Origin of the sequence: Falsiroseomonas stagni DSM 19981 (assembly GCF_900114315.1) — a bacterium.
GTDB classification, from domain to species: Bacteria; Pseudomonadota; Alphaproteobacteria; order Acetobacterales; family Acetobacteraceae; genus Falsiroseomonas; species Falsiroseomonas stagni.
In genome coordinates, this window is the sequence record NZ_FOSQ01000001.1 from 1,290,680 (window position 1) to 1,309,202 (window position 18,523).

Sequence of the window (18,523 nt, forward strand, 5' to 3'; positions counted from 1 at the left end):
CGTTCCCCCGCGGGCGATCAGTGCCCGCCCCCCAGATACGCATCCCTGATTTCCGGCCGCGCCAGCAATTCCGCCCCTGTCCCGCTCATGGTGATGCGTCCCGTCACCAGCACGTAGCCGCGGTGGGCCAGCCGCAGGGCCTGGTTGGCGTTCTGCTCCACCAGCAGCACGGTCAGCCCCTCCGATTCGTTCAGCGCCTTGATGGCCGCGAAGATCTGGCGGGCGATCAGCGGCGCCAGGCCGAGCGAGGGTTCGTCCAGCAGCAGCAGCCGGGGCTTCGACATCAGTGCGCGGCCGATCGCCAGCATCTGCTGTTCGCCGCCGGAGAGGGTGCCGCCGCGCTGCGCCTGGCGTTCGTTCAGGCGGGGAAACAGGGCGAAGACGCGTTCCAGTTCCGGCGCCGGGTCATGCCCCATGGCCTGCGCGCCCATGATGAGGTTTTCCAGCACCGTCATGCGCGGGAAGATGCGCCGCCCTTCCGGGGATTGGGCGACGCCGCGGCGGATGATCTGGTGGGTGGGCATCGCCGTGATGTCCTCCCCTTCCAGCAGCACGCGGCCGGAGCGCGCGCGGGGATCGCCGCAGAGGCTCATCAGCAGGGTCGATTTGCCGGCGCCGTTGGCGCCGATCAGGGTCACGATCTCGCCCCGATCGACATGCAGGGAGACGCCCTTCAGCGCTTCCACCGCGCCGTAGAAGGTGCGGAGGTCCTGGACCTCCAGCATCGGTGCGGCGGCGGTCATTCCTCCTCCGCCTCCCCCAGATAGGCGGCGATGACGTGGGGGTCCTGGCGGATGGCGGCGGGCCTGCCTTCGGCGATCTTCCTGCCGTGGTCGAGCACGACGACATGGTCCGAGATGCGCATGACGATGCCCATGTCGTGTTCGATCAGCAGGATGGAGGTGGGCGCGGCGCTGGTGGCGGTGCCGTCGCGGATCGCCAGCAGCAGCTTCGCCAGGTCATCGGATTCGCGGGGGTTGAGGCCGGCGGCGGGTTCATCCAGGCAGAGAAGCGAGGGGCCGGTGCACATGGCGCGTGCGATCTCCAGCCGCCGCTGGTCGCCATAGGGCAGCGACCCGGCGGGATCGTCGGCGCGGTCGAGCAGGCCGATGGCGCGCAGCCAGCCGGCGGCGTGGTCGATGGCGGCGGCCTCGGCGGCCTTGTAGCCGGAGATGCCGAGCAGCGCGCCGATGCCGAAGCCCGTCGCCTTGTGCAGCGGGCCGTGCTGGGCGATCAGCAGGTTCTCCAGCGCCGTCATGCCGGCGAAGAGGCGGATGTTCTGGAAGGTGCGCGCCACGCCGGCGCGGGCGATGTTGTGGTCCTTCAGCCGGTTCAGCACGACGTCGCGGCCATCATGCGTCGCCAGGTGCACCCCGCCGCCGGTCGGGCGGTAGAAGCCGGTGATGCAGTTGAAGACCGTGGTCTTGCCGGCGCCGTTCGGGCCGATCAGGGCGGTGATGGTGCCGCGGGGAACCTCGAAGCTGACGGCATCGACCGCGAGCAGGCCGCCGAAGCGCATCGTCAGGGCATCGACGCGCAGGATGCCGGTGGTGGTCGTGCTCATCCCCGACCCTCGCCCACGAATTCGGCGCCGATGGCGCGCTTCCGGCCGAGGGCGACGGTGGGGGTGCGGGAGCCGACGAGGCCGCGCGGCCGCAGCACCATGATGACGACCATGGCCGCGCCGAAGACCAGCATCCGCCATTCGCCGAGGTCGCGGAACAACTCGAACCCCCCAATCATCACGATGGCCGCGACCGCGACGCCCAACTGGCTGCCGAGGCCGCCGAGCACGACGATGGCCAGGATCATGGCGCTTTCGATGAAGGTGAAGCTTTCCGGGCTGATGAAGGCCTGGCGGGTGGCGAAGAAGGCGCCGGCGAAGCCGCCGAACATGGCGCCGAGCGCGAAGGCCGTCAGCTTGGTGGTGGTGACGTTGATGCCGAGCGCGCGGCAGGCGACCTCATCCTCCCGCAGCGCCTCCCACGCCCTTCCGATGGGTTGGCGGCGGATGCGGATGGTGACCCAGTTGGTCAGCAGCGCGAGGCAGAGGATGAGGTAGTAGAGGAACACCACGCGATGGGTCGGGCTGGGCTCCAGGCCGAAGAAATGCGCGAAGGTGCCGGGGTCCCCGGACATGTTGAAGGGAAGGCCGAAGAAGGTGGGGCGCGGGATGCCGCTGATGCCGTTGGGGCCACCGGTCAGGTCCACCCAGTTCAGCAGGATGATGCGGATGATCTCCCCGAAGGCGAGCGTCACGATCGCCAGGTAGTCGCCGCGCAGCCGCAGCACGGGGAAGCCGAGCAGGATGCCCCAGAAGGCCGCGAGGATGCCGGCAAGCGGCAGGCAGACCCAGAAGGAGAGGCCGAAATACTGCGCGAGCAGCGCGTAGGAATAGGCGCCGACGGCGTAGAAGGCGACGTAGCCGAGGTCGAGCAGCCCCGCGAGGCCGACCACGATGTTCAGCCCCCAGCCCAGCATGATGTAGGTCAGCACGAGGATGGCGAGGTCGATCTGCCCGCGCTCGATCCCCGGGATGGCGGGCAGGATGACGGCGACCACCAGCAGGCCCATGCCGAAGAAGGTGCCGATGCGCGCCAGCGGCCCGGACATCGACGACCCCGCCGCCTTCATGAATCGCGGCATGACCCAGAGCCCCATGGCGAGCCGCGCGGCGAAGATGGCGGCGCAGAGCATCGCGACCTCTGGCCATCGCGTACGCAGGAACAGCGCGCCGGTCGGGCCGACATCGGTGCGCAGCCCGACCATCACGACGAAGAGGCCGAAGGCGACGGCGGTGGCCTTGGCGGCGTCCCGCAGCGCGGCAGCGAAGGCCATCAGACCTTTTCCACTTCCTGCCGGCCGAGCAGGCCGGTCGGCATGAAGATCAAGGTGATGGCCAGGATGGAGAAGGCCGCGACGTCCTTGTACTGGACGGAGAAATAGGCGGACCAGAAGGTCTCGATCAGCCCGATCAGCAGCCCGCCCAGCACCGCCCCGGGCAGCGACCCGATGCCCCCCAGCACCGCGGCGGTGAAGGCCTTCACCCCCGCCAGGAAGCCGATGTAGAAATCGATCACGCCATAGCGCAGCAGGTAGAGCGTGCCCGCCACGGCGGCCAGCGACGCGCCGATGACGAAGGTCAGGCTGATGGTGCGGTCCGTGTCGATGCCCAGCAGCGACGCCATCTTCCGGTCCTGCTCGCAGGCGCGCATGGCGCGGCCGAGCGGCGTTCGCGTCACCAGCCAGGTGAAGATCGCGAGCACAGTCAGCGTCGAGACGATGATGAGCATCTGCATGTAGGAGAGCTGGACGACGAAGGTGCCTTCCCGCATCAGCTCGATGCCCCCGGGCAGCTGCGGCTCCAGCGGCTTCACGCGGGCACCCTGGCTGACCTGCACGAAGTTCTGCAGCACGATCGACATGCCGATGGCGGAGATCAGCGGCGCCAGGCGGAAGCTGCCGCGCAGTGGGCGATAGGCGATGCGTTCCACCGTCCAGCCATAGAGCGCGGTGAAGGTCATGGAGATGGCCAGCACCAGCAGGATGGCGGCGGGGCCTTCCATCAGCCCTCCGGAGACCAGCATCACCATGGCGGTCAGCGCGATGAAGGCGCCGATCATGAAGATGTCGCCATGGGCGAAGTTGATCATGCCGATGATGCCGTAGACCATCGTGTAGCCGACCGCGATCAGGCCGTAGATCATGCCGAGGCTGACGCCGTTGATCAGCTGCTGCAGCGCGTAGGCCATGGCGAGCCTCCTTCCCGGCGAGTCTCAGCCACCAGTGATCCGACGAAGCGCGGATGAGTGCAAGGGTTTCGCCGGGACCCGCCCGCCGCCACGCGGCGAAGCAATCGAAACAGGCCGCGCAACCATGTGGCTGGCCCGCGACGTCGGGCTGAAACGGCTCGTGGCTAGGGTTGGATCACGGACGGCGCGGATGCCGTCCCCCAACCCGCAAGGAACCCCGACCATGATCCGCCCCCTGATCCTCGCCGCCGCCCTGGCCCTCGCCACCGTCCCCGCCTTCGCCGGCATCCCGGAGATGAACGGCATCCCGGAGATGAACGGCATCCCGGAGATGAACGGCATCCCGGAGATGAACGGCATGCCGGAGGCGAATGGCATGCCGGAGGCGAATGGCATGCCGGAGGCGAATGGCATCGAGAGTCAGGGCGCGGTGCAGCCGGGCCAGCCGCTCATCCCCCTGGTGCTGGAGGATGGCATCCGCCTCCAGCCGCAGCGCTGATCGTCCACGAAGCCCCGCCGCCGGCGCCCCGGTGGCGGGGCCATCCCCCCTTTTGCGGCGAGCCATCTTCCCGGCACCGCCCGCACCGATCCGGGAGCCCACGCCATGCAGCACATCCAGGCCTGGATGCAGGCGACCTATGACCCCTTCGTGCTCGCCCTTGCCCTTGGCGGGTCGCTGCTGAGCCTGGCCTTCTGGTCCGTGCTCGAATGGCTGCTGCCGGCGGAGCGGGGGCAGCCTCTCTCGGGCCGCCTCTACAGCGGCGTGGCGTCGGCGCTGAACGCGCTGGCCGGCCGCGCGGGCAGCTTCGTCGCGGCCAGCGTTGCCGCCTTCGTGGTGGACCGGACCGTGGGATCGGCGGTCGTCGTCGTGGACCTGGACGCCTTCCTGAAGGCGCAGCCCGCTTTCTGGTACGTCCTGCTGATCCTGCCGGTCGCGCTGCTGCCGCTGATCGTCGGCGATTTCTTCTACTACTGGTTCCACCGCGCCCAGCACGCCTGGCCGTGGCTGTGGGAACAGCACAAGCTGCATCACAGCGAAGAACACCTGAACTGCGTCTCGGGCTACCGCCATCACTGGCTGGAGCACTTCCTGCGTGCCCCCTTCATCGCCGTGCCCATCGCCCTGTTCATCGACCTGACGCCGGCGCAGGTGGGGCTGGTGCTGCTGATCTACGGGCAGCTCACCTGGTACATCCACGCCAATCTGCGGCTGCATCTGGGTCCGCTCGCCGCGGTGATCGGCGGCCCGCAATACCACCGCATCCACCACTCGATCGAGGCGCGGCACCGCAACCGGAACTTCGCGGCCTTCATCCCGGCCTGGGACATCATCTTCCGCACGGCCTGGCTGCCGGACCGCGCCGAGTGGCCCCGCACCGGGGTGGAGGGCGAGGTGGCCAACCCGCCCGCCACGGGCCTGCTCCTTGGCCCCTTCATCGCCTGGTGGGGCCTGGTCCGCGGCCGCCTCGGCGGGGCGCAGGTGGCGGCGCCGGTGCCGCCCGCGGCCCTGTCCCTCGGCCTCCTCACCGCCCTTGCCGCCGGATCCCCCGCCCTGGCACAGCCGGCGGCGCCGATGATCCGCGCGCCGCAGGGCGAGCTGGTCGCGACGCTGCCCGATGGATCGACCCGCCGCGGCACGGCCCTGGCCGGCAGCACCCTCGATCTCGGCCGCGCCCATGGCCTGTTGCGGATCGTGGAGGCGCGGCCCGATCCGCGGGATGCGACCGGCGAGACCTGGCTCTATGACCTTCGCCGACGCGATGCCACGGGCGCCTGGACCATCCCGGCCTGCGAGGCGGCGCATGACGGCACACGCGCCGTGATCTTCCTGGAGACCGTGCAGGGCGCCATCGAACCGCATTGCGCCAACGTCAATGTCGCGAAATGCGTGCGCATGGGCTACGCGCCCTGGCGCATCGCGCCGGATGGGCGGTCACTGGCCGATTTCCACCGCGCCTGCCTGCGCATGCTGCCCGCCGAATATGCCGGCGATGGCCGCTACCATACCCGCAACGGCACGCCGATCGAGACCTTCGACGTCGCCGGCGTGAACAGCGCGGAGAACGAGACGGGCATGCCCTTCGAGGCTGGCTGGGCAGCGCATGGCGCCGTCTGCGTGGCCCATGCGCGGGTGCCGGCCATCACCGACATGGCGGCGCTGGCCCTGGCTGCGCCGCGCCTGGCGGCGGAGGGTAGGCTGGGGGCGGAAGCCTGCACGGAGGAGACGGCGCGCGCGCTCGGCGCGCTGGTCTTCAACCGATCCGCCGCGGAATGACGCGCGGCGATTCTCGCGGAAGGGATGGCCAGGGGGGGGATGGTGCCCAGGAGTGGAATCGAACCACCGACACTGCGATTTTCAGTCGCATGCTCTACCAACTGAGCTACCTGGGCCCAAGCAGAAGGCCGGTTGTGCCGGCCCGCCGTAGAGGAGGCGGGTGATAGCGGAAGCGATTTCGGCTGTCCACCCACCCCCGGAGGCTGTTTCAGTCCTCCTCGTCCGGGTTCGGTTCCGCCTTCACCGGGACGGCATAGTCGCCCTTCAGCCAGCGGCCGAGGTCGATGGTCTGGCAGCGGTCGGAGCAGAAGCGGCTGCCCTCCCGCGCTGCGGCGCGGTTGCAGATGGGGCAGGTCCTGGGCTTCGGCGGGCGGGGCACGTCCTGGATCACGGGCGATCCTCCTCGATCTCTGCCTCGTCTGGCCGCAGCGCGCGATCGGCGCGCAGCACCAGGCGGCGGCCTGTTGCGGCCTGGTATTCCGCCAGCGCGATGGGCAGGGCGGCGGCGGCGGCCACGACCTCCGGCGCCGCGCGCAGCGCCAGCGCCCGATGGGGCCGCGCGGCGGCATCCCGCGCCATGGCGCGCAGCGCGGCCAGCAGGCGGGTCACGGCGGAGGCCGGGCTGCCCAGCACCTCATGCAAGGGGGGGTGAACCCGGCGGCGCATGACCTCCACCAGGCCGATTCGCGTCACGCCCAGCAGGTCCGGCGCCAGCGGGTCCGCCGCCAGCGCCTTCTCCAGCGGGGGCAGGACGGTGGGGCGCTTGCGGATGGGCAGACCCGCGAAATCCACCAGGATGGCGCCGGACAGGTTTCTCAGGCGGATCTGGCGGGCGACCTCCGCGGCGGCGGCCTCGTTCACCCTGCCATGGGCGCTGGCGTCCCCGAGGCCGGCGGCGCGGCCGGCATCGACATCAATGGCGACCAGGGCGGGCGTCGGGTGGATGTGCAGGCGGAGGCCGCCGGGCAGCAGGACCACGGGCTCCGCCAGTTCCGCGAAGGCCGATTCGGTCGCCTCGTCGAAGGCGCTGCCCTGGACCAGGCGGGCGCGGTCCCGGCCCAGCAGGGCCATCACGGCGGCGCTGTTGGTCTCCACCGGCAGGTCCGGCAGCAGGCGCGCCAGGCGCTCCGCCCCGGTCGGGCCGCGGGCGATCAACTGGGGCTTGCGGCTGGCGGGCAGGGGCGGGGGGTTGTCGATCCGCATGGTCACGCGCGGGCCCTTGGCCCCCTGGGCTGCGCGCATCACGCGCAGCAGCAGCCAGTCGCCCTCGCTGACGGCCTTGGTGATGGGGCGCCGCGGCGGGGGGGTTTCGTTCTCCGGCAGGAAGGCGGACTCGCCGCCCGCGATCTCGACGAAGGCGCCGCTCATCGCCGCGGAGACGGCGGTGACGCGGCCGAGATGGATGTCGCCGACGCCATCGGGCAGGTCAGGCCGATCGATCGCCACGGCCTGGAGTTCGCCATCCCGCAGCACCGCGACCCGCCATTCACCGGGGGAGGCGCTGACCAGGATGCGGTCACCCGTCACGGGGTGAGCCAGCCGGCGCCCCGCAGCAGCTGCGCCGTTTCGAACAGCGGCAGGCCGACGACGTTGGAATGGCTGCCGGAGAGGAAGCGGACGAAGCTCTCGGCCCGCTTCTGGATCTGGTAGCCGCCCGCCGCGCCCTGCCACTCGCCGGCGGCGACGTAATCCTCGATCTGGGCGGCGGTCAGGCGCTGGAAGCCCAGGATGGTCACGACCTCCCGCTTCGACCGCTTGCCGTCGGGGCGGATCAGGCAGAGCCCGGTGGTGACGCGGTGGCGGCGGCCGGATAGCAGGGAGAGGAATTTCGCGGCTTCCGCCGCATCGGCGGGCTTGTTCAGGATGCGGCGGCCCACGCCGACGACGGTATCGGCGGCCAGCACCAGGCAATCCGGGCATTGCGCGGCAACGGCTTCCGCCTTCGCGACGGCCAGCCGGCCGGCGAGCGCGCGGGGCAGCTCCGCCTTGCGGGGCGTCTCGTCGATATCGGCGGGAAGGACGCGGTCCGGTGTCGCGCCGATGCGCGCCAGCAATTCCAGCCGCCGCGGGCTGGCGGAGGCGAGGACCAGGGGCGGGCGGGGCATGGGCCCGGTGGTGCTGGGCATGGGGTGCCCGCCTGCCGCTACTTGAAGCGGAAGGTGATGCGCCCCTTGGTCAGGTCATACGGCGTCATTTCGACGTTCACGCGGTCACCGGCCAGGACGCGGATGCGGTTCTTGCGCATCTTCCCGCTGGTATGGGCGAGAACCATGTGGTCGTTGTCGAGCTTCACGCGGAACATCGCGTTGGGCAGCAGCTCCACCACGGTGCCACTGAACTCGATCATGTCCTCTTTCGACATGCAGATCCTTCATCGGAGTCGCCGGGACCCGTGCGGGCCTCGGGGGGGTCGTGAGGCCCCGCGAGGGGCCGGGATGGTCGTAGGGGCCTGCACCGACCCCAGGGGGTCAGGCACAAGGCCGTTCACGGCGCGGGGGGGCGCGCAAGGCGGCGCGGAACATGAGCGCCACGGCGCCCTTGGTCAAGGACGGTTGTCCTGTTTCGTCAAGCGGTGGGCCCGTTGAGACGCAACCGGGCCGGGCCGTTCAGGCGCAGACGGGCTGCGACACTCAGCCCATGCGCGTCCAGCCCCTCGGCCTGCGCCAGTACCACCGCCGCCGGGCCGATGGCCGCGATGCCGGCCTCCGTCGCCTCCACCCAGGTGGTGCGCTTGATGAAGTCGAAGACCGAGAGCCCCGACGCGAAGCGCGCCGTGCGGCCGGTGGGCAGCACATGGTTCGGGCCGGCGACATAATCGCCCAGCGCTTCCGGGCAATGCCGGCCGAGGAAGGCGGCACCGGCGTGGCGGATGCGGGCGAAGAGCGCGCGGGGCGCCTCCACCATGATCTGCAGGTGTTCCGGCGCCAGGCGGTTGGTGAGGTCCACCGCCTGGTTCCAGCTCTCCACCACGATCACGGCGCCATGGGCGCGCCAGGACGCGCCGGCGATGGCGGCGCGGGGCAGGGTTTCGAGCGCCTTGTCCACGGCGGCGACCACGCGGTCCGCGAAGGCCGCGTCATCGGTGATGAGGATGGATTGCGCGGCCTCGTCATGTTCGGCCTGGGCCAGCAGGTCCAGCGCGACATGGTCGGCGTTGTTGGTGCCATCGGCCAGGACCACCACCTCCGACGGGCCGGCGATGCTGTCGATGCCGACCTTGCCGAAGGCCTGGCGCTTGGCCTCCGCCACATAGGCATTGCCGGGGCCGACGATGCGATCGACGGGGGCGATGGAGGCCGTGCCCCAGGCCATCGCCGCCACGGCCTGGGCGCCGCCGATGCGCCAGACCTCGCTGACGCCGGCCAGCCGCGCGGCCGCCAGCACCAGCGGGTTCAGCACGCCATCCGGCGTCGGCACGCACATCGCGATGCGCCCCACCCCGGCCACCCGGGCCGGCAGCGCATTCATCAGGACGGAGGACGGATAGGCCGCCTTGCCGCCGGGGACATAGAGGCCGACGGCGTCGATGGCGCCCCAGCGCATGCCCGTCACGATGCCCGCGCCGTCATCCAGCGTGATGTCGCGGGGAAGCTGGGCGGCGTGGAAAGCCTCGATCCGCCGCGCCGCGGCGGCCAGGGCATCGCGCTGGTCGGCGGGGATGGCGGCGGTGGCGGTGTCGATCTCGGCCTCCGTCACCCGCAGCGCCGCGGCATCGGCGGGGGACCAGCGGTCGAAGCGCCGGGTCAGGTCCAGCAGGGCGGCATCGCCCCCGGCCTGGATCGCCTGGATGATGCCGGCGACGGCGGCATCGACGCGGGCGGTGGTGTCCCGCGCCTCGTCCAGAAGGGACCGGAACGCGGCCTCGAACGCCGCATCGGCGGTGGAGAGGCGCTTCACGCGGCGCTCCCCCCTTCAAGCGCCGCGCGGAAGCGGGCGATCCAGGCGCCGATCGCCTCCGGCTGGGTCTTGAGGGCGGTGCGGTTCACGATCAGGCGGGATGTCACGGATGCGATCACTTCGGACTCGACCAGGCCATTCGCCTTCAAGGTGGACCCCGTCTGCACCAGGTCAACGATCAGCCGCGCCAGGCCGAGGGAAGGCGCCAGTTCCATGGCGCCGTTCAGGTGCACCACCTCCGCCTGGATGCCGCGCGCGGCGAAATGGCGATGGGCGATGGTGGGGTATTTCGTCGCCACCGTGACGCGGGACCAGGCGCCCATGTCCTGCTGCCCCGCCGTGGCGACGGGCTCCGCCACCGAAACGCGGCACCGCCCGATGCCGAGGTCGAGCGGCGCATAGATCTGGTCGTAGTCGAATTCCATCAGCACATCGGCACCGCAGACGCCGATCTGCGCGGCGCCATGCGCCACGAAGGTCGCGACATCGAAGGACCGGACCCGCACCACGTCGAGGCTGGGGTCGTTCGTCTCGAACCGCAGGCGGCGGCTGTCCTCGTCCCGGAAATCGGCGCAGGGCTCGATCCCGGCGCGGCTCAGCAACGGGCGCAATTCCTTGAGGATGCGCCCCTTCGGCAGGGCCAGCACGAGGGGGGCGGGGGCGGCGGCGGTCATGGGCGCGCGGGACTCGATGTTGCCGGGGTCGGGGCGCCGAGGCGCGGGTGCGACGGCGGGCGGATCGCAGATGAGGGGGGCGGCGTCAACCGGCGGGGCTGCGTGGATGATCCTGGGAAAGGCGCTGCCTTTCCCAGACCCTATCCGCCAGGGCCGAACCGGCCCTGGACCGTCGTCAGACCGTGAACTGCTCGGCGATGATGCGCTCCGACAGGCCGTGGTCGGGGTCGAACAGCATGGTGAGGGTCACGGCACGGTTCTCCCGCACCTCCACGCGTCGTACGTCGCGCACCTCCGTGTAGTCGGCCACCGCGGCCACCGGGCGCTTGGCGTGTTCCAGTACGTCGAACACCACCTCCGCCTCCGCGGGCAGCAGCGCGCCCCGCCAGCGCCGCGGGCGGAAGGCGGAAATCGGCGTCAGTGGCAGCAGGTTGGCGCCCAGTGGGATGATCGGGCCATGGGCGGAGAGGTTGTAGGCCGTGCTGCCGGCGGGGGTGGAAACCAGCACGCCGTCGCAGATCAACTCCGACAGCCGTTCCTTGCCATCGACCTGGATGCGGATTTTGGCGGCCTGGCGGGTTTCCCGCAGCAGGGAGACCTCGTTGATCGCCAGCGCCTCCACCGGCGGGCCGTCCCCCACATAGGCCCGCATGTGCAGGGGATGCAGGCTGGCGGCCTGGGCGGCGGCGAGCCGCTCCATCAGCCCGTCCAGCCGGAAATCATTCATCAGGAAGCCGACGCTGCCGCAATTCATGCCATAGACCGGCAGGTTGCGGCCCAGCATCCGGTGCTGGGTTTCCAGCATCAGGCCATCGCCCCCCAGCGCCACGACGATGCGCGCATCATCCAGCGCCGCATTGCCATAGGCGGCTTCGAGCCGGGCCAGCGCCTCCGCCGCCTGGTCCGTCGGCGCGGCCACCAGCGCGATGCGCCCGGCCAGCGCGGCGGCCTCCGTCCCGGCGGCGTCCATCCCGGTCATCGCCGGCGCCGATGGGCGGGCGCCGCGCTTCCCCTTGCCAGGCTCATCCGGCCGCACTCCTCGATGTCAGGAACCATGAAGCCCTGCCGGGGAGGTCCCCGCAAGGCAAGCGCCCCGGCCCCGCGCCGGTCAGCGCGGCGACCGCGGCCAGTCGAGGCGCGGTTCCGCCCGGCTGCCGCCGGGGTTCCGGTCCCGCTCCGGAAAGACCGGGGGCGGGGGCGCGGGCGGGGCCTGGCGGGGCAGGGGGCTTTCCGCCCCGGGATGGAGGGAGGCGGGGCGGAGGGAGGGGGGCGGCTCCACCCAATCCTCCTCCAGCGCCGGGCGGCGGCGGCCGCCCTCCGGCAGGCGCAGCGCCAGGCTGCGGAGATCGGTCTGGATCTCGTCCAGCTGGGCCTCGATGGCGTCCAGCCTTCCCTTCAGCCCGAAGACGCTGAAGGGCATCAGCAGATAGGCCAGCCCCACCAGCAGCAGGCAGACCAGCAGCACCAGGCCCACCCAGTCGGGCAGGCCTGGGATGGTCAGCGCGGCCAGGATGTCCTGGAGCATCAGCCGCCCGTCACGCTCATGTGCCGCGCCACGGCGGGCGCCCGCGCCTGGCGGTCGATCACGAAGTCATGCCCCTTGGGCTTGCGGGAGATGGCTTCCAGGATCGCCGCCTTCAGCCCCTCATCGTCCAGGGTGCTGTCGCGCAGCGGGCGGCGCAGATCCGCGGCATCGTCCTGGCCGAGGCACATGTAGAGCGTGCCGGTGCAGGTCACGCGCACGCGGTTGCAGCTTTCGCAGAAATTATGGGTCAGCGGGGTGATGAAGCCGATCCGCTGGCCGGTCTCCTTCACCGTGAAGTAGCGGGCCGGGCCGCCGGTCGAATAATCCGTCTCCTCCAGCGTCCAGTTCTGGCGGAGCCGCGTGCGGACGGTGGACAGCGGCAGGTACTGGTCGTTGCGGCTGCCATCGATCTCGCCGAGCGGCATCGTCTCGATCAGGCAGAGGTCGAGGCCGTGTTCGCCGCACCAGGCGATCATCCGGTCGAACTCGCCCTCATTCACGCCCTTCATCGCGACGGCGTTGATCTTCACATGCAGCCCGGCGGCCTTGGCGGCGAAGATGCCGTCCAGCGTCGGCTCGATCTTCCCCCAGCGGGTCACGGCGGCGAAGGTCGCGGGGTCCAGCGTGTCCAGGCTGACATTGATGCGGCGCACCCCGGCCGAATACAGGTCCCCGGCCATCTTCGTGAGCTGCGTGCCGTTGGTGGTGACGGTCAGCTCCTTCAGCCCTCCCGCACCCAGCCGGGCACCCAGGTTGCGGAACAGGGAGATGACGTTCTTGCGGACCAGGGGCTCCCCCCCGGTCAGGCGGATCTTGTCCACGCCGAGGCCGATGAAGGCGCCGCAGAGGCGGTCCAGCTCCTCCAGGCTCAGCACTTCCGCCTTGGGCAGGAAGGTCATGTCCTCCGCCATGCAGTAGACGCAGCGCAGGTCGCAGCGATCCGTGACGGAGACGCGCAGGTAGCTGACCCGTCGGCCAAACGGATCGATCATGTGGCCAATCCCCCCATCAAGAAGCACGGTGCAGGCGCCGCGAAGGGGGCGCTTCGGGCCATTTGGTCCGCCGACCCCGTGTGGTGCAAGCCCCCCCCGGGTGGGGGGCGCCTTCAGATCAACAAGGTGATGCTGCCGGTGATGACCAGGAAGGTCAGGGCCGCGCGGCGGTACCAGCGGTCCGGGATCACATGGAACAGCCGGGCGCCGATGGGCACGCAGCACAGCAGGACCGGCAGCAGCACCAGCGCCTTGGCGACCACCATCCACCCCATCAGCCCGCCGATGGCCGGCGGGATGACGGAGATGACGGCGATGGTGGCGAAGAACAGGATCAGGTTGGCGCGGTGCTGCTTCGCGGCCTCCGGCCCCGCCAGGAGATAGAGGATGACGGGCGGGCCGCTCATCCCCGTGGCGCCCTTCAGCAGGCCGGCCAGGGTGCCGACCGCGACGTTCAGCGGCAGGGGGCGGGACCCGTTGTAGCGCCAGCCCGACATCAGCAGCAGGCCGAAGACCAGCACGAAGCCGCCGATGAAGCGGCGCAGCAGGTCCTGGTCCGCCGTCAGCAGGATGAAGGCGCCGACCGGCGTGGCCAGGCAGGCGGCGGCGCCGATCGGCAGGATGACGCGGCGATTGGCGTCCCCGAAGGCCTTGGGCAGCAGCTGGAGGGAGACGGCGAGTTCCATCAGCAGCATCACGGGAATGCCGATGCGCGGCCCCCACAGCACCGAATAGGCCGGCGCCAGCAATACGGCGGTCCCGAAGCCCGAATAGCCGCGCATCAGCCCGGCAAGGGCGGTGATGAGCGCCGCGGCGTAGAAGCGCCAGTCACCCAGCAGCGCCGCCATTTCGACCGGAAGCCCGGTCATTCTGGATCGCGATCGATGGGCTCTAGCGTTACATGGTCGACATGGACCATCATCTTGCCGGCATTCTCGAAATTAACCGTCACGCGATTGCCGACCACGGATTGCACCTGGCCGGCCCCCCAATCCGGACGCGCGGGGTTCATGACCCGGCTGCCGGGGAAAAGCTCATTGTTCATCATCCAGCGTTACCAAGATTTACGGCTTCAAGACTAGCCTGCCGGGCGCAATCTCGTCTTCCCTTGCCGGCCTGCGACGCTGCGGGCCGGGAAGGGCAGCCCGGCGCGCCAACGGATTGCCCCGTCGTTGTTCGGAGGAAATGGATGCTGCCTGACAAGATCGCCCTCGCCCAAGCGGTATGCACCCGCCTCTGCCACGACCTGGGCGGCGCGGTGGGGGCGCTGGCGAATGCGCTGGACCTGATGGATGGCGCGCCGGGCGATGCGATGGATGTCGCGCGCGATGCCTCCGCCATCATGGACCGGCGGATCCGCTTCTACCGCGCCGCGGTCGGCGCGGGCTGCGGCGATTGCCGGGTGGAGGAACTGGCGCAGGCGGCGGAGGGGCTGACGCTGGGGCGCCGCGCCATCATCGACTTCAATGACCTGGAAGCCACCATCGTGCTGCCGGCCCATGTGGCGCAGGCGGTGCTGCTGGCCTTGTGGACCGCGATCGAGGGGCTGCCGCGCGGCGGCGCCGTGCGCGTCGGCGGCGACCTCGAGGGTGGGATCTCGATCTGGCCGGATGGTCCTTCCGCCGCCTGGCCGCCGCTCCTCGCCGCCGGCCTGGCCGGGGAGGCGATGCAATTCACCCCGCGCAACGTGTCCATCCCCCTGCTGGTCTCCGTGGCGGCGAATTCGGGCATCCGGCTGGAGTTGCTGCATGGCCGCACCGGCGTCGCCGCGCCGCTGCTGATGACGGCCATCACCCGCAACTGACGCGCGCGGGACGGAAATGGGGGCAGGGCGATTCACCGCCCGCCATTTACCGAATATTCGGGCCGATGCCGCAAGCTCCGGGCGAGAAGAGGCGCCGGAGCCACCATGGACGATCTGCTCGCAGATTTCTTGACCGAGACGCATGAGGGCCTCGTGGCGCTCGATGCCGCGCTGCTGCGGCTGGAAAAGCAGCCGCAGGACAAGCCGACCCTGTCCGAGATCTTCCGTCTGGTGCACACCATCAAGGGCACCTGCGGCTTCCTCGGCCTCGGGCGGCTGGAGAAGGTGGCGCATGCCGCGGAGAATGTCCTCGGCCTGTATCGCGACGGCGTGCTCGCCGTCACGCCCGATGGCGTCACGCTCATCCTGAATGCGCTCGATCGCATCAAGGAGATCGTGGGCGGGCTGGAATCCGGCGGGGCGGAGCCCGTGGGCGACGATGCGGAGCTGATCCGCCGCCTGGATGCGGCCGCGACGGGCGACATGGCCGCCATCACCGCGGAGGCGCCGCCCGCGCCGAAGCCCGCGGAGGTGGCGGAGCCTGTCGTCGCTGAGGCCCCGGCGCCGGAACACCGTGCCGCTGCCGCGCCGCCGTCCGCGCCGCCGCCGGCGGAGCCGCAGGGCGAGGAATCCGCCTCCGGCGGCCGCGCGCCGCCGCAGAGCATCCGCGTCTCGGTCGACGTCCTCGAAGACCTGATGATGCTGGTCAGCGAATTGGTGCTGACGCGCAACCAGTTGATGCAGCTGGCCCGCGCGCGGGGCGACGGCGCCTATACCGTGCCGCTGCAGCGCCTGTCGCACATCACGTCGGACCTGCAGGACGGCGTGATGAAGACGCGCATGCAGCCGATCGGCAATGCCTGGGCGAAGATGCCGCGCCTGGTGCGCGACCTCTCCATCGAACTCGGCAAGAAGATCAACCTGGAGATGCGCGGCGCGGATACCGAGCTGGATCGCCAGGTGCTTGAGCTCATCAAGGATCCGCTGACGCACATGGTGCGCAACAGCGCCGACCATGGGCTGGAGATGCCGGAGGACCGCCGCCGCGCCAACAAGTCCGAGACCGGGCGCATCATGCTCAACGCCTTTCATGAAGGCGGCCACATCCTCATCGAGATCGCCGATGACGGGAAGGGGCTGAGCACGGACCGCATCCGCGCCAAGGCGCTGTCGCAGGGGCTCGCTACCGAAGCCGAGATCGCGGCGATGAGCGAGCGGGAGGTGCATCGCTTCATCTTCCGTGCCGGCTTTTCCACCGCCGCCGCCGTCACCGCCGTCTCCGGCCGCGGCGTCGGCATGGATGTGGTGAAGACGAATGTGGAGAGGATCGGCGGCACCATCGACGTCTCCTCCACCGAGGGGCGCGGCACCAGCTTCACCATCAAGATCCCGCTGACGCTTGCGATCGTCTCCGCCCTGATCGTGGAAGTGGCGGGGGAGCGCTTCGCCATCCCGCAGATCGGCGTGCTGGAACTGGTGCGCGTCGGCGGCGGCGCGGATACGCGGGTGGAGCGCATCAAGGATGCGCCCGTGCTGCGGCTGCGCGACCGGCTGCTGCCCCTCGTCTCTCTCGGCGCCGTGCTGGGGCTGGAGGAGCCGAAGGAGGTGCCGGTCGGTGGCAGCGGGGGCGGCGACAGCGGCGACATGGGCTTCGTCGTCGTCACCCAGGTCGGCGCGCATGTCTTCGGCATCATCGTGGACCGGCTGTTCGACACGGAGGAAATCGTCGTCAAGCCGGTGGCGCCGATCCTGCGCCATATCGGCATGTTCTCCGGCAACACCATCCTCGGCGATGGCAGCGTCATCATGATCCTGGACCCCAACGGCATCGCCCGCGTGACGGGCGTGGCCGGGGACGGGGCGGAGCAGCGGTCGATGGCTGGCCAGGCGACGAGTGGCGTGCGGTCCAACGACAAGACGGCGCTGCTGCTGTTCCGCGCGGGGGATGCGACGCCGAAGGCGGTGCCGCTCGGCCTCATCGCGCGGCTCGACGACATCCCGGTCGAGAACATCGAGCATTCCGGCGGCACGCCGGTGGTGCAGTATCGCGGCCAGCTGATGCCGCTGCTGTCCATGACCGGCGACTACGGCCCGCCGCAGGACGAACGCGGGCGCCAGACGGTGCTGGTGTTCAGCGAGGGTGAGCGCAGCCTGGGCCTGATGGTCGATGCCATCCTGGACGTGGTGGATGAATCGCTGAACGTACAGGCCGGCCAGGGCCGCCCGGGCTTCCTGGGTTCCGCCGTCATCGCGGGCAAGGTCACGGACGTGGTCGATACCGCCTGGTGGCTGCGCCAGGCCGGCGGTGACTGGTTCCGCGCATCGCCCGCGCAGACCGTCACGCGCCGCCTGCTGGTGGTGGAGGACAGCGCCTTCTTCCGCGAACTCGTCGTCCCCGCCCTGGCGGCGGAGGGGTATGAGGTGGTCGCAGTCGAAAGCGCCACCCACGCGCTGAAGCTGCGTGAGCGTGGCGAGGTGTTCGACGGCATCGTCTCCGACATCGAGATGCCGGACATCGACGGCTACGGCTTCGCGAAGGAAGTCCGCGCCGGCGGCGCCTGGGCGGGCCTGCCGATGATCGCCCTGACCGGGCGGGTGGAACCGGCTGCCGTGGCGCGCGGCCGCGCCGCCGGCTTCACGGATTATGTCGCGAAGTTCGACCGCGAAGCGCTGATCGGCAGCCTGGCGGAATGCTTCAACGTGCCGGTCGCGGCCTGAGGCGGGGGAGGAAACGGTGCAAACCCAGTCTATCCAGTCGAGCATCGCCGATGCCGACCTGTTCCTGACACTCACGGTGGCGGGGCAGACCTGCGGCGTGCCGGTGCTCGTCGTGCGCGACGTGCTCGGCCCGCAGACCATCACCCGCATCCCGCTGGCGCCGCCGGAAGTGGCGGGCAGCCTGAACCTGCGTGGCCGCATCGTCACCGCCATCGATCTGCGCCGCCGGCTGAACCTGGCGCCGCGGCCCGCGGAACAGCAGCCGATGAGCATCGTCGTCGAGATGGCGGGCGAGCTCTACAGCATGCTGGCCGATGGGGTGGGGGAGGTGGTTCCACTGCGCTCGGAGGACAGCGCCCCCAACCCTCCGACGCTGGATCCGCTGTGGCGGGAGGTCTCCCGCGGCGTGCACCGCCGGGACGGCCAGCTCCTCATCGTGCTGGATGTGGAACGCGTGCTGACGATCGGCGGTGGCCGATGAGTGCCCCGCACGCCCAGCCGGCGAAGCGCGGCTGCCTGGTGGTGGATGACAGCAAGGTGGTCCGCAAGGCCGCGCGCCGCATCCTGGAGAGCCTGGGCTTCGAGGTGCGGGAGGCGGAGGACGGCGCCAAGGCGCTGGAGGCCTGCCGCGAGGCGTTGCCGGAGCTGGTGATGCTGGACTGGAACATGCCGGTCATGGACGGCATCACCTTCCTGCGCGCCGCGAGGGCCGAATTCGGGCCGAGCGAGCCGATCATCGTTCTCTGCACCACCGAATGCGGCTTCGACCGGATCCTGGAGGCGCTGGAAGCCGGCGCGCAGGAATACGTCATGAAGCCCTTCGATGCGGAGATCATCGGCGGCAAGCTCGCGCAACTCGGCCTGATCCAGGCAGAGGCTGCCTGAC

21 protein-coding genes and 1 tRNA gene are annotated in these 18,523 nt (G+C 70.5%); 6 read left to right on the forward strand and 16 right to left on the reverse strand.

The annotated features are described in order from the left end of the window. Positions 1-17: 17 nt before the first annotated feature. From BM041_RS06040 to BM041_RS06055, 4 genes are read right to left on the reverse strand one after another with little or no spacing between them, the layout of a single operon-like run. Entirely contained in the window at positions 18-743 is a 726-nt protein-coding gene (locus tag BM041_RS06040) for an ABC transporter ATP-binding protein (protein WP_092956838.1), read from the reverse strand. Then, positions 740-1,564 (reverse strand): ABC transporter ATP-binding protein, encoded by an 825-nt coding sequence (locus BM041_RS06045; protein ID WP_092956841.1) that lies wholly within the window; start codon positions 1,562-1,564, stop codon positions 740-742. The genes BM041_RS06040 and BM041_RS06045 overlap by 4 nt, the downstream gene beginning before the upstream one ends. Then, a complete protein-coding gene (livM, locus tag BM041_RS06050) occupies positions 1,561-2,838 on the reverse strand; it encodes a high-affinity branched-chain amino acid ABC transporter permease LivM (protein ID WP_092956844.1) in 1,278 nt (425 codons plus the stop codon). The genes BM041_RS06045 and livM overlap by 4 nt, the downstream gene beginning before the upstream one ends. Continuing rightward, positions 2,838-3,752, reverse strand: a complete 915-nt coding sequence (locus BM041_RS06055; RefSeq protein WP_092956847.1) for a branched-chain amino acid ABC transporter permease — start codon at positions 3,750-3,752, stop codon at positions 2,838-2,840. Before BM041_RS06055 ends, livM begins: the two co-directional genes overlap by 1 nt. Before the next feature lie 223 nt (positions 3,753-3,975). Between BM041_RS06055 and BM041_RS06060 the strand changes: the two genes are divergently transcribed. Continuing rightward, on the forward strand, positions 3,976-4,251 hold the full coding sequence (locus tag BM041_RS06060) for a hypothetical protein (RefSeq protein ID WP_092956850.1): 276 nt from the start codon (positions 3,976-3,978) through the stop codon (positions 4,249-4,251). Between the two features lie 105 nt (positions 4,252-4,356). Further along, entirely contained in the window at positions 4,357-6,027 is a 1,671-nt protein-coding gene (locus BM041_RS06065) for an ADYC domain-containing protein (protein ID WP_092956853.1), read from the forward strand. Between the two features lie 40 nt (positions 6,028-6,067). On the opposite strand, the gene BM041_RS06070 is transcribed toward BM041_RS06065, so the two are convergent. From BM041_RS06070 to BM041_RS06125, 12 genes are all read right to left on the reverse strand, one after another. Further along, positions 6,068-6,143 (reverse strand) — tRNA-Phe (locus tag BM041_RS06070). Positions 6,144-6,235: 92 nt separating this feature from the next. Further along, a complete protein-coding gene (gene yacG, locus BM041_RS06075; RefSeq protein ID WP_092956856.1) occupies positions 6,236-6,418 on the reverse strand; it encodes a DNA gyrase inhibitor YacG in 183 nt (60 codons plus the stop codon). Next, a complete protein-coding gene (locus BM041_RS06080) occupies positions 6,415-7,554 on the reverse strand; it encodes a ribonuclease E/G (protein WP_245761940.1) in 1,140 nt (379 codons plus the stop codon). The genes yacG and BM041_RS06080 overlap by 4 nt, the downstream gene beginning before the upstream one ends. Beyond that, complete coding sequence (locus BM041_RS06085; RefSeq protein WP_092957570.1) at positions 7,551-8,132, reverse strand: Maf family protein; 582 nt, start codon at positions 8,130-8,132, stop codon at positions 7,551-7,553. The genes BM041_RS06080 and BM041_RS06085 overlap by 4 nt, the downstream gene beginning before the upstream one ends. A gap of 38 nt (positions 8,133-8,170) precedes the next feature. Then, positions 8,171-8,389 (reverse strand): translation initiation factor IF-1, encoded by a 219-nt coding sequence (infA, locus tag BM041_RS06090; RefSeq protein WP_092956859.1) that lies wholly within the window; start codon positions 8,387-8,389, stop codon positions 8,171-8,173. 203 nt (positions 8,390-8,592) lie between these two features. After that, the gene (hisD, locus tag BM041_RS06095) at positions 8,593-9,924 is read right to left on the reverse strand and encodes a histidinol dehydrogenase (protein ID WP_092956862.1); all 1,332 of its coding nucleotides are present in this window, start codon (positions 9,922-9,924) and stop codon (positions 8,593-8,595) included. Continuing rightward, positions 9,921-10,598: an ATP phosphoribosyltransferase gene (gene hisG / locus BM041_RS06100; protein ID WP_092956864.1), complete on the reverse strand. Its 678-nt coding sequence runs from the start codon at positions 10,596-10,598 to the stop codon at positions 9,921-9,923. The genes hisD and hisG overlap by 4 nt, the downstream gene beginning before the upstream one ends. Positions 10,599-10,773: 175 nt before the next feature. Beyond that, positions 10,774-11,577 carry an NAD kinase gene (locus BM041_RS06105; RefSeq protein WP_175533765.1) on the reverse strand — a complete coding sequence of 268 codons (804 nt, stop codon included), beginning with the start codon at positions 11,575-11,577 and terminating at the stop codon, positions 10,774-10,776. 129 nt (positions 11,578-11,706) lie between these two features. Then, complete coding sequence (locus BM041_RS06110) at positions 11,707-12,123, reverse strand: hypothetical protein (RefSeq protein WP_092956867.1); 417 nt, start codon at positions 12,121-12,123, stop codon at positions 11,707-11,709. Then, positions 12,123-13,115 (reverse strand): GTP 3',8-cyclase MoaA, encoded by a 993-nt coding sequence (moaA, locus tag BM041_RS06115; protein ID WP_092956870.1) that lies wholly within the window; start codon positions 13,113-13,115, stop codon positions 12,123-12,125. The genes BM041_RS06110 and moaA overlap by 1 nt, the downstream gene beginning before the upstream one ends. 113 nt (positions 13,116-13,228) lie before the next feature. After that, positions 13,229-13,984, reverse strand: coding sequence for a sulfite exporter TauE/SafE family protein (locus BM041_RS06120; RefSeq protein ID WP_092956873.1), 756 nt, complete (start codon positions 13,982-13,984; stop codon positions 13,229-13,231). After that, on the reverse strand, positions 13,981-14,163 hold the full coding sequence (locus tag BM041_RS06125; protein ID WP_342713782.1) for a DUF3553 domain-containing protein: 183 nt from the start codon (positions 14,161-14,163) through the stop codon (positions 13,981-13,983). The genes BM041_RS06120 and BM041_RS06125 overlap by 4 nt, the downstream gene beginning before the upstream one ends. Positions 14,164-14,304: 141 nt before the next feature. Here BM041_RS06125 and BM041_RS06130 point away from each other — a divergent pair, with 141 nt between their 5' ends. The 4 genes from BM041_RS06130 (at position 14,305) to BM041_RS06145 (ending at position 18,522) form a co-directional block, all read left to right on the forward strand. After that, positions 14,305-14,919: a histidine phosphotransferase family protein gene (locus BM041_RS06130; RefSeq protein ID WP_092956876.1), complete on the forward strand. Its 615-nt coding sequence runs from the start codon at positions 14,305-14,307 to the stop codon at positions 14,917-14,919. A gap of 105 nt (positions 14,920-15,024) precedes the next feature. Next, the gene (locus tag BM041_RS06135; protein ID WP_092956878.1) at positions 15,025-17,637 is read left to right on the forward strand and encodes a hybrid sensor histidine kinase/response regulator; all 2,613 of its coding nucleotides are present in this window, start codon (positions 15,025-15,027) and stop codon (positions 17,635-17,637) included. Positions 17,638-17,653: 16 nt separating this feature from the next. After that, a complete protein-coding gene (locus BM041_RS06140) occupies positions 17,654-18,118 on the forward strand; it encodes a chemotaxis protein CheW (RefSeq protein WP_092956881.1) in 465 nt (154 codons plus the stop codon). Further along, the gene (locus BM041_RS06145; RefSeq protein ID WP_092956884.1) at positions 18,115-18,522 is read left to right on the forward strand and encodes a response regulator; all 408 of its coding nucleotides are present in this window, start codon (positions 18,115-18,117) and stop codon (positions 18,520-18,522) included. Before BM041_RS06140 ends, BM041_RS06145 begins: the two co-directional genes overlap by 4 nt. The last annotated feature ends 1 nt before the right edge of the window (position 18,523 follow it).

What these genes read in the sequence shown, in the direction of transcription:
- BM041_RS06120 (WP_092956873.1), bottom strand. Translation starts at nt 13,984, where the DNA reads ATGACCGGGCTTCCGGTCGAAATGGCGGCGCTGCTGGGTGACTGGCGC.
- BM041_RS06105 (WP_175533765.1), bottom strand. Translation starts at nt 11,577, where the DNA reads ATGACCGGGATGGACGCCGCCGGGACGGAGGCCGCCGCGCTGGCCGGG.
- BM041_RS06085 (WP_092957570.1), bottom strand. Translation starts at nt 8,132, where the DNA reads ATGCCCCGCCCGCCCCTGGTCCTCGCCTCCGCCAGCCCGCGGCGGCTG.
- BM041_RS06135 (WP_092956878.1), top strand. Translation starts at nt 15,025, where the DNA reads ATGGACGATCTGCTCGCAGATTTCTTGACCGAGACGCATGAGGGCCTC.
- BM041_RS06065 (WP_092956853.1), top strand. Translation starts at nt 4,357, where the DNA reads ATGCAGCACATCCAGGCCTGGATGCAGGCGACCTATGACCCCTTCGTG.
- moaA (WP_092956870.1), bottom strand. Translation starts at nt 13,115, where the DNA reads ATGATCGATCCGTTTGGCCGACGGGTCAGCTACCTGCGCGTCTCCGTC.
- BM041_RS06040 (WP_092956838.1), bottom strand. Translation starts at nt 743, where the DNA reads ATGACCGCCGCCGCACCGATGCTGGAGGTCCAGGACCTCCGCACCTTC.
- BM041_RS06125 (WP_342713782.1), bottom strand. Translation starts at nt 14,163, where the DNA reads ATGATGAACAATGAGCTTTTCCCCGGCAGCCGGGTCATGAACCCCGCG.
- infA (WP_092956859.1), bottom strand. Translation starts at nt 8,389, where the DNA reads ATGTCGAAAGAGGACATGATCGAGTTCAGTGGCACCGTGGTGGAGCTG.
- BM041_RS06060 (WP_092956850.1), top strand. Translation starts at nt 3,976, where the DNA reads ATGATCCGCCCCCTGATCCTCGCCGCCGCCCTGGCCCTCGCCACCGTC.
- BM041_RS06130 (WP_092956876.1), top strand. Translation starts at nt 14,305, where the DNA reads ATGCTGCCTGACAAGATCGCCCTCGCCCAAGCGGTATGCACCCGCCTC.
- hisG (WP_092956864.1), bottom strand. Translation starts at nt 10,598, where the DNA reads ATGACCGCCGCCGCCCCCGCCCCCCTCGTGCTGGCCCTGCCGAAGGGG.
- BM041_RS06145 (WP_092956884.1), top strand. Translation starts at nt 18,115, where the DNA reads ATGAGTGCCCCGCACGCCCAGCCGGCGAAGCGCGGCTGCCTGGTGGTG.
- livM (WP_092956844.1), bottom strand. Translation starts at nt 2,838, where the DNA reads ATGGCCTTCGCTGCCGCGCTGCGGGACGCCGCCAAGGCCACCGCCGTC.
- BM041_RS06045 (WP_092956841.1), bottom strand. Translation starts at nt 1,564, where the DNA reads ATGAGCACGACCACCACCGGCATCCTGCGCGTCGATGCCCTGACGATG.
- BM041_RS06055 (WP_092956847.1), bottom strand. Translation starts at nt 3,752, where the DNA reads ATGGCCTACGCGCTGCAGCAGCTGATCAACGGCGTCAGCCTCGGCATG.
- BM041_RS06110 (WP_092956867.1), bottom strand. Translation starts at nt 12,123, where the DNA reads ATGCTCCAGGACATCCTGGCCGCGCTGACCATCCCAGGCCTGCCCGAC.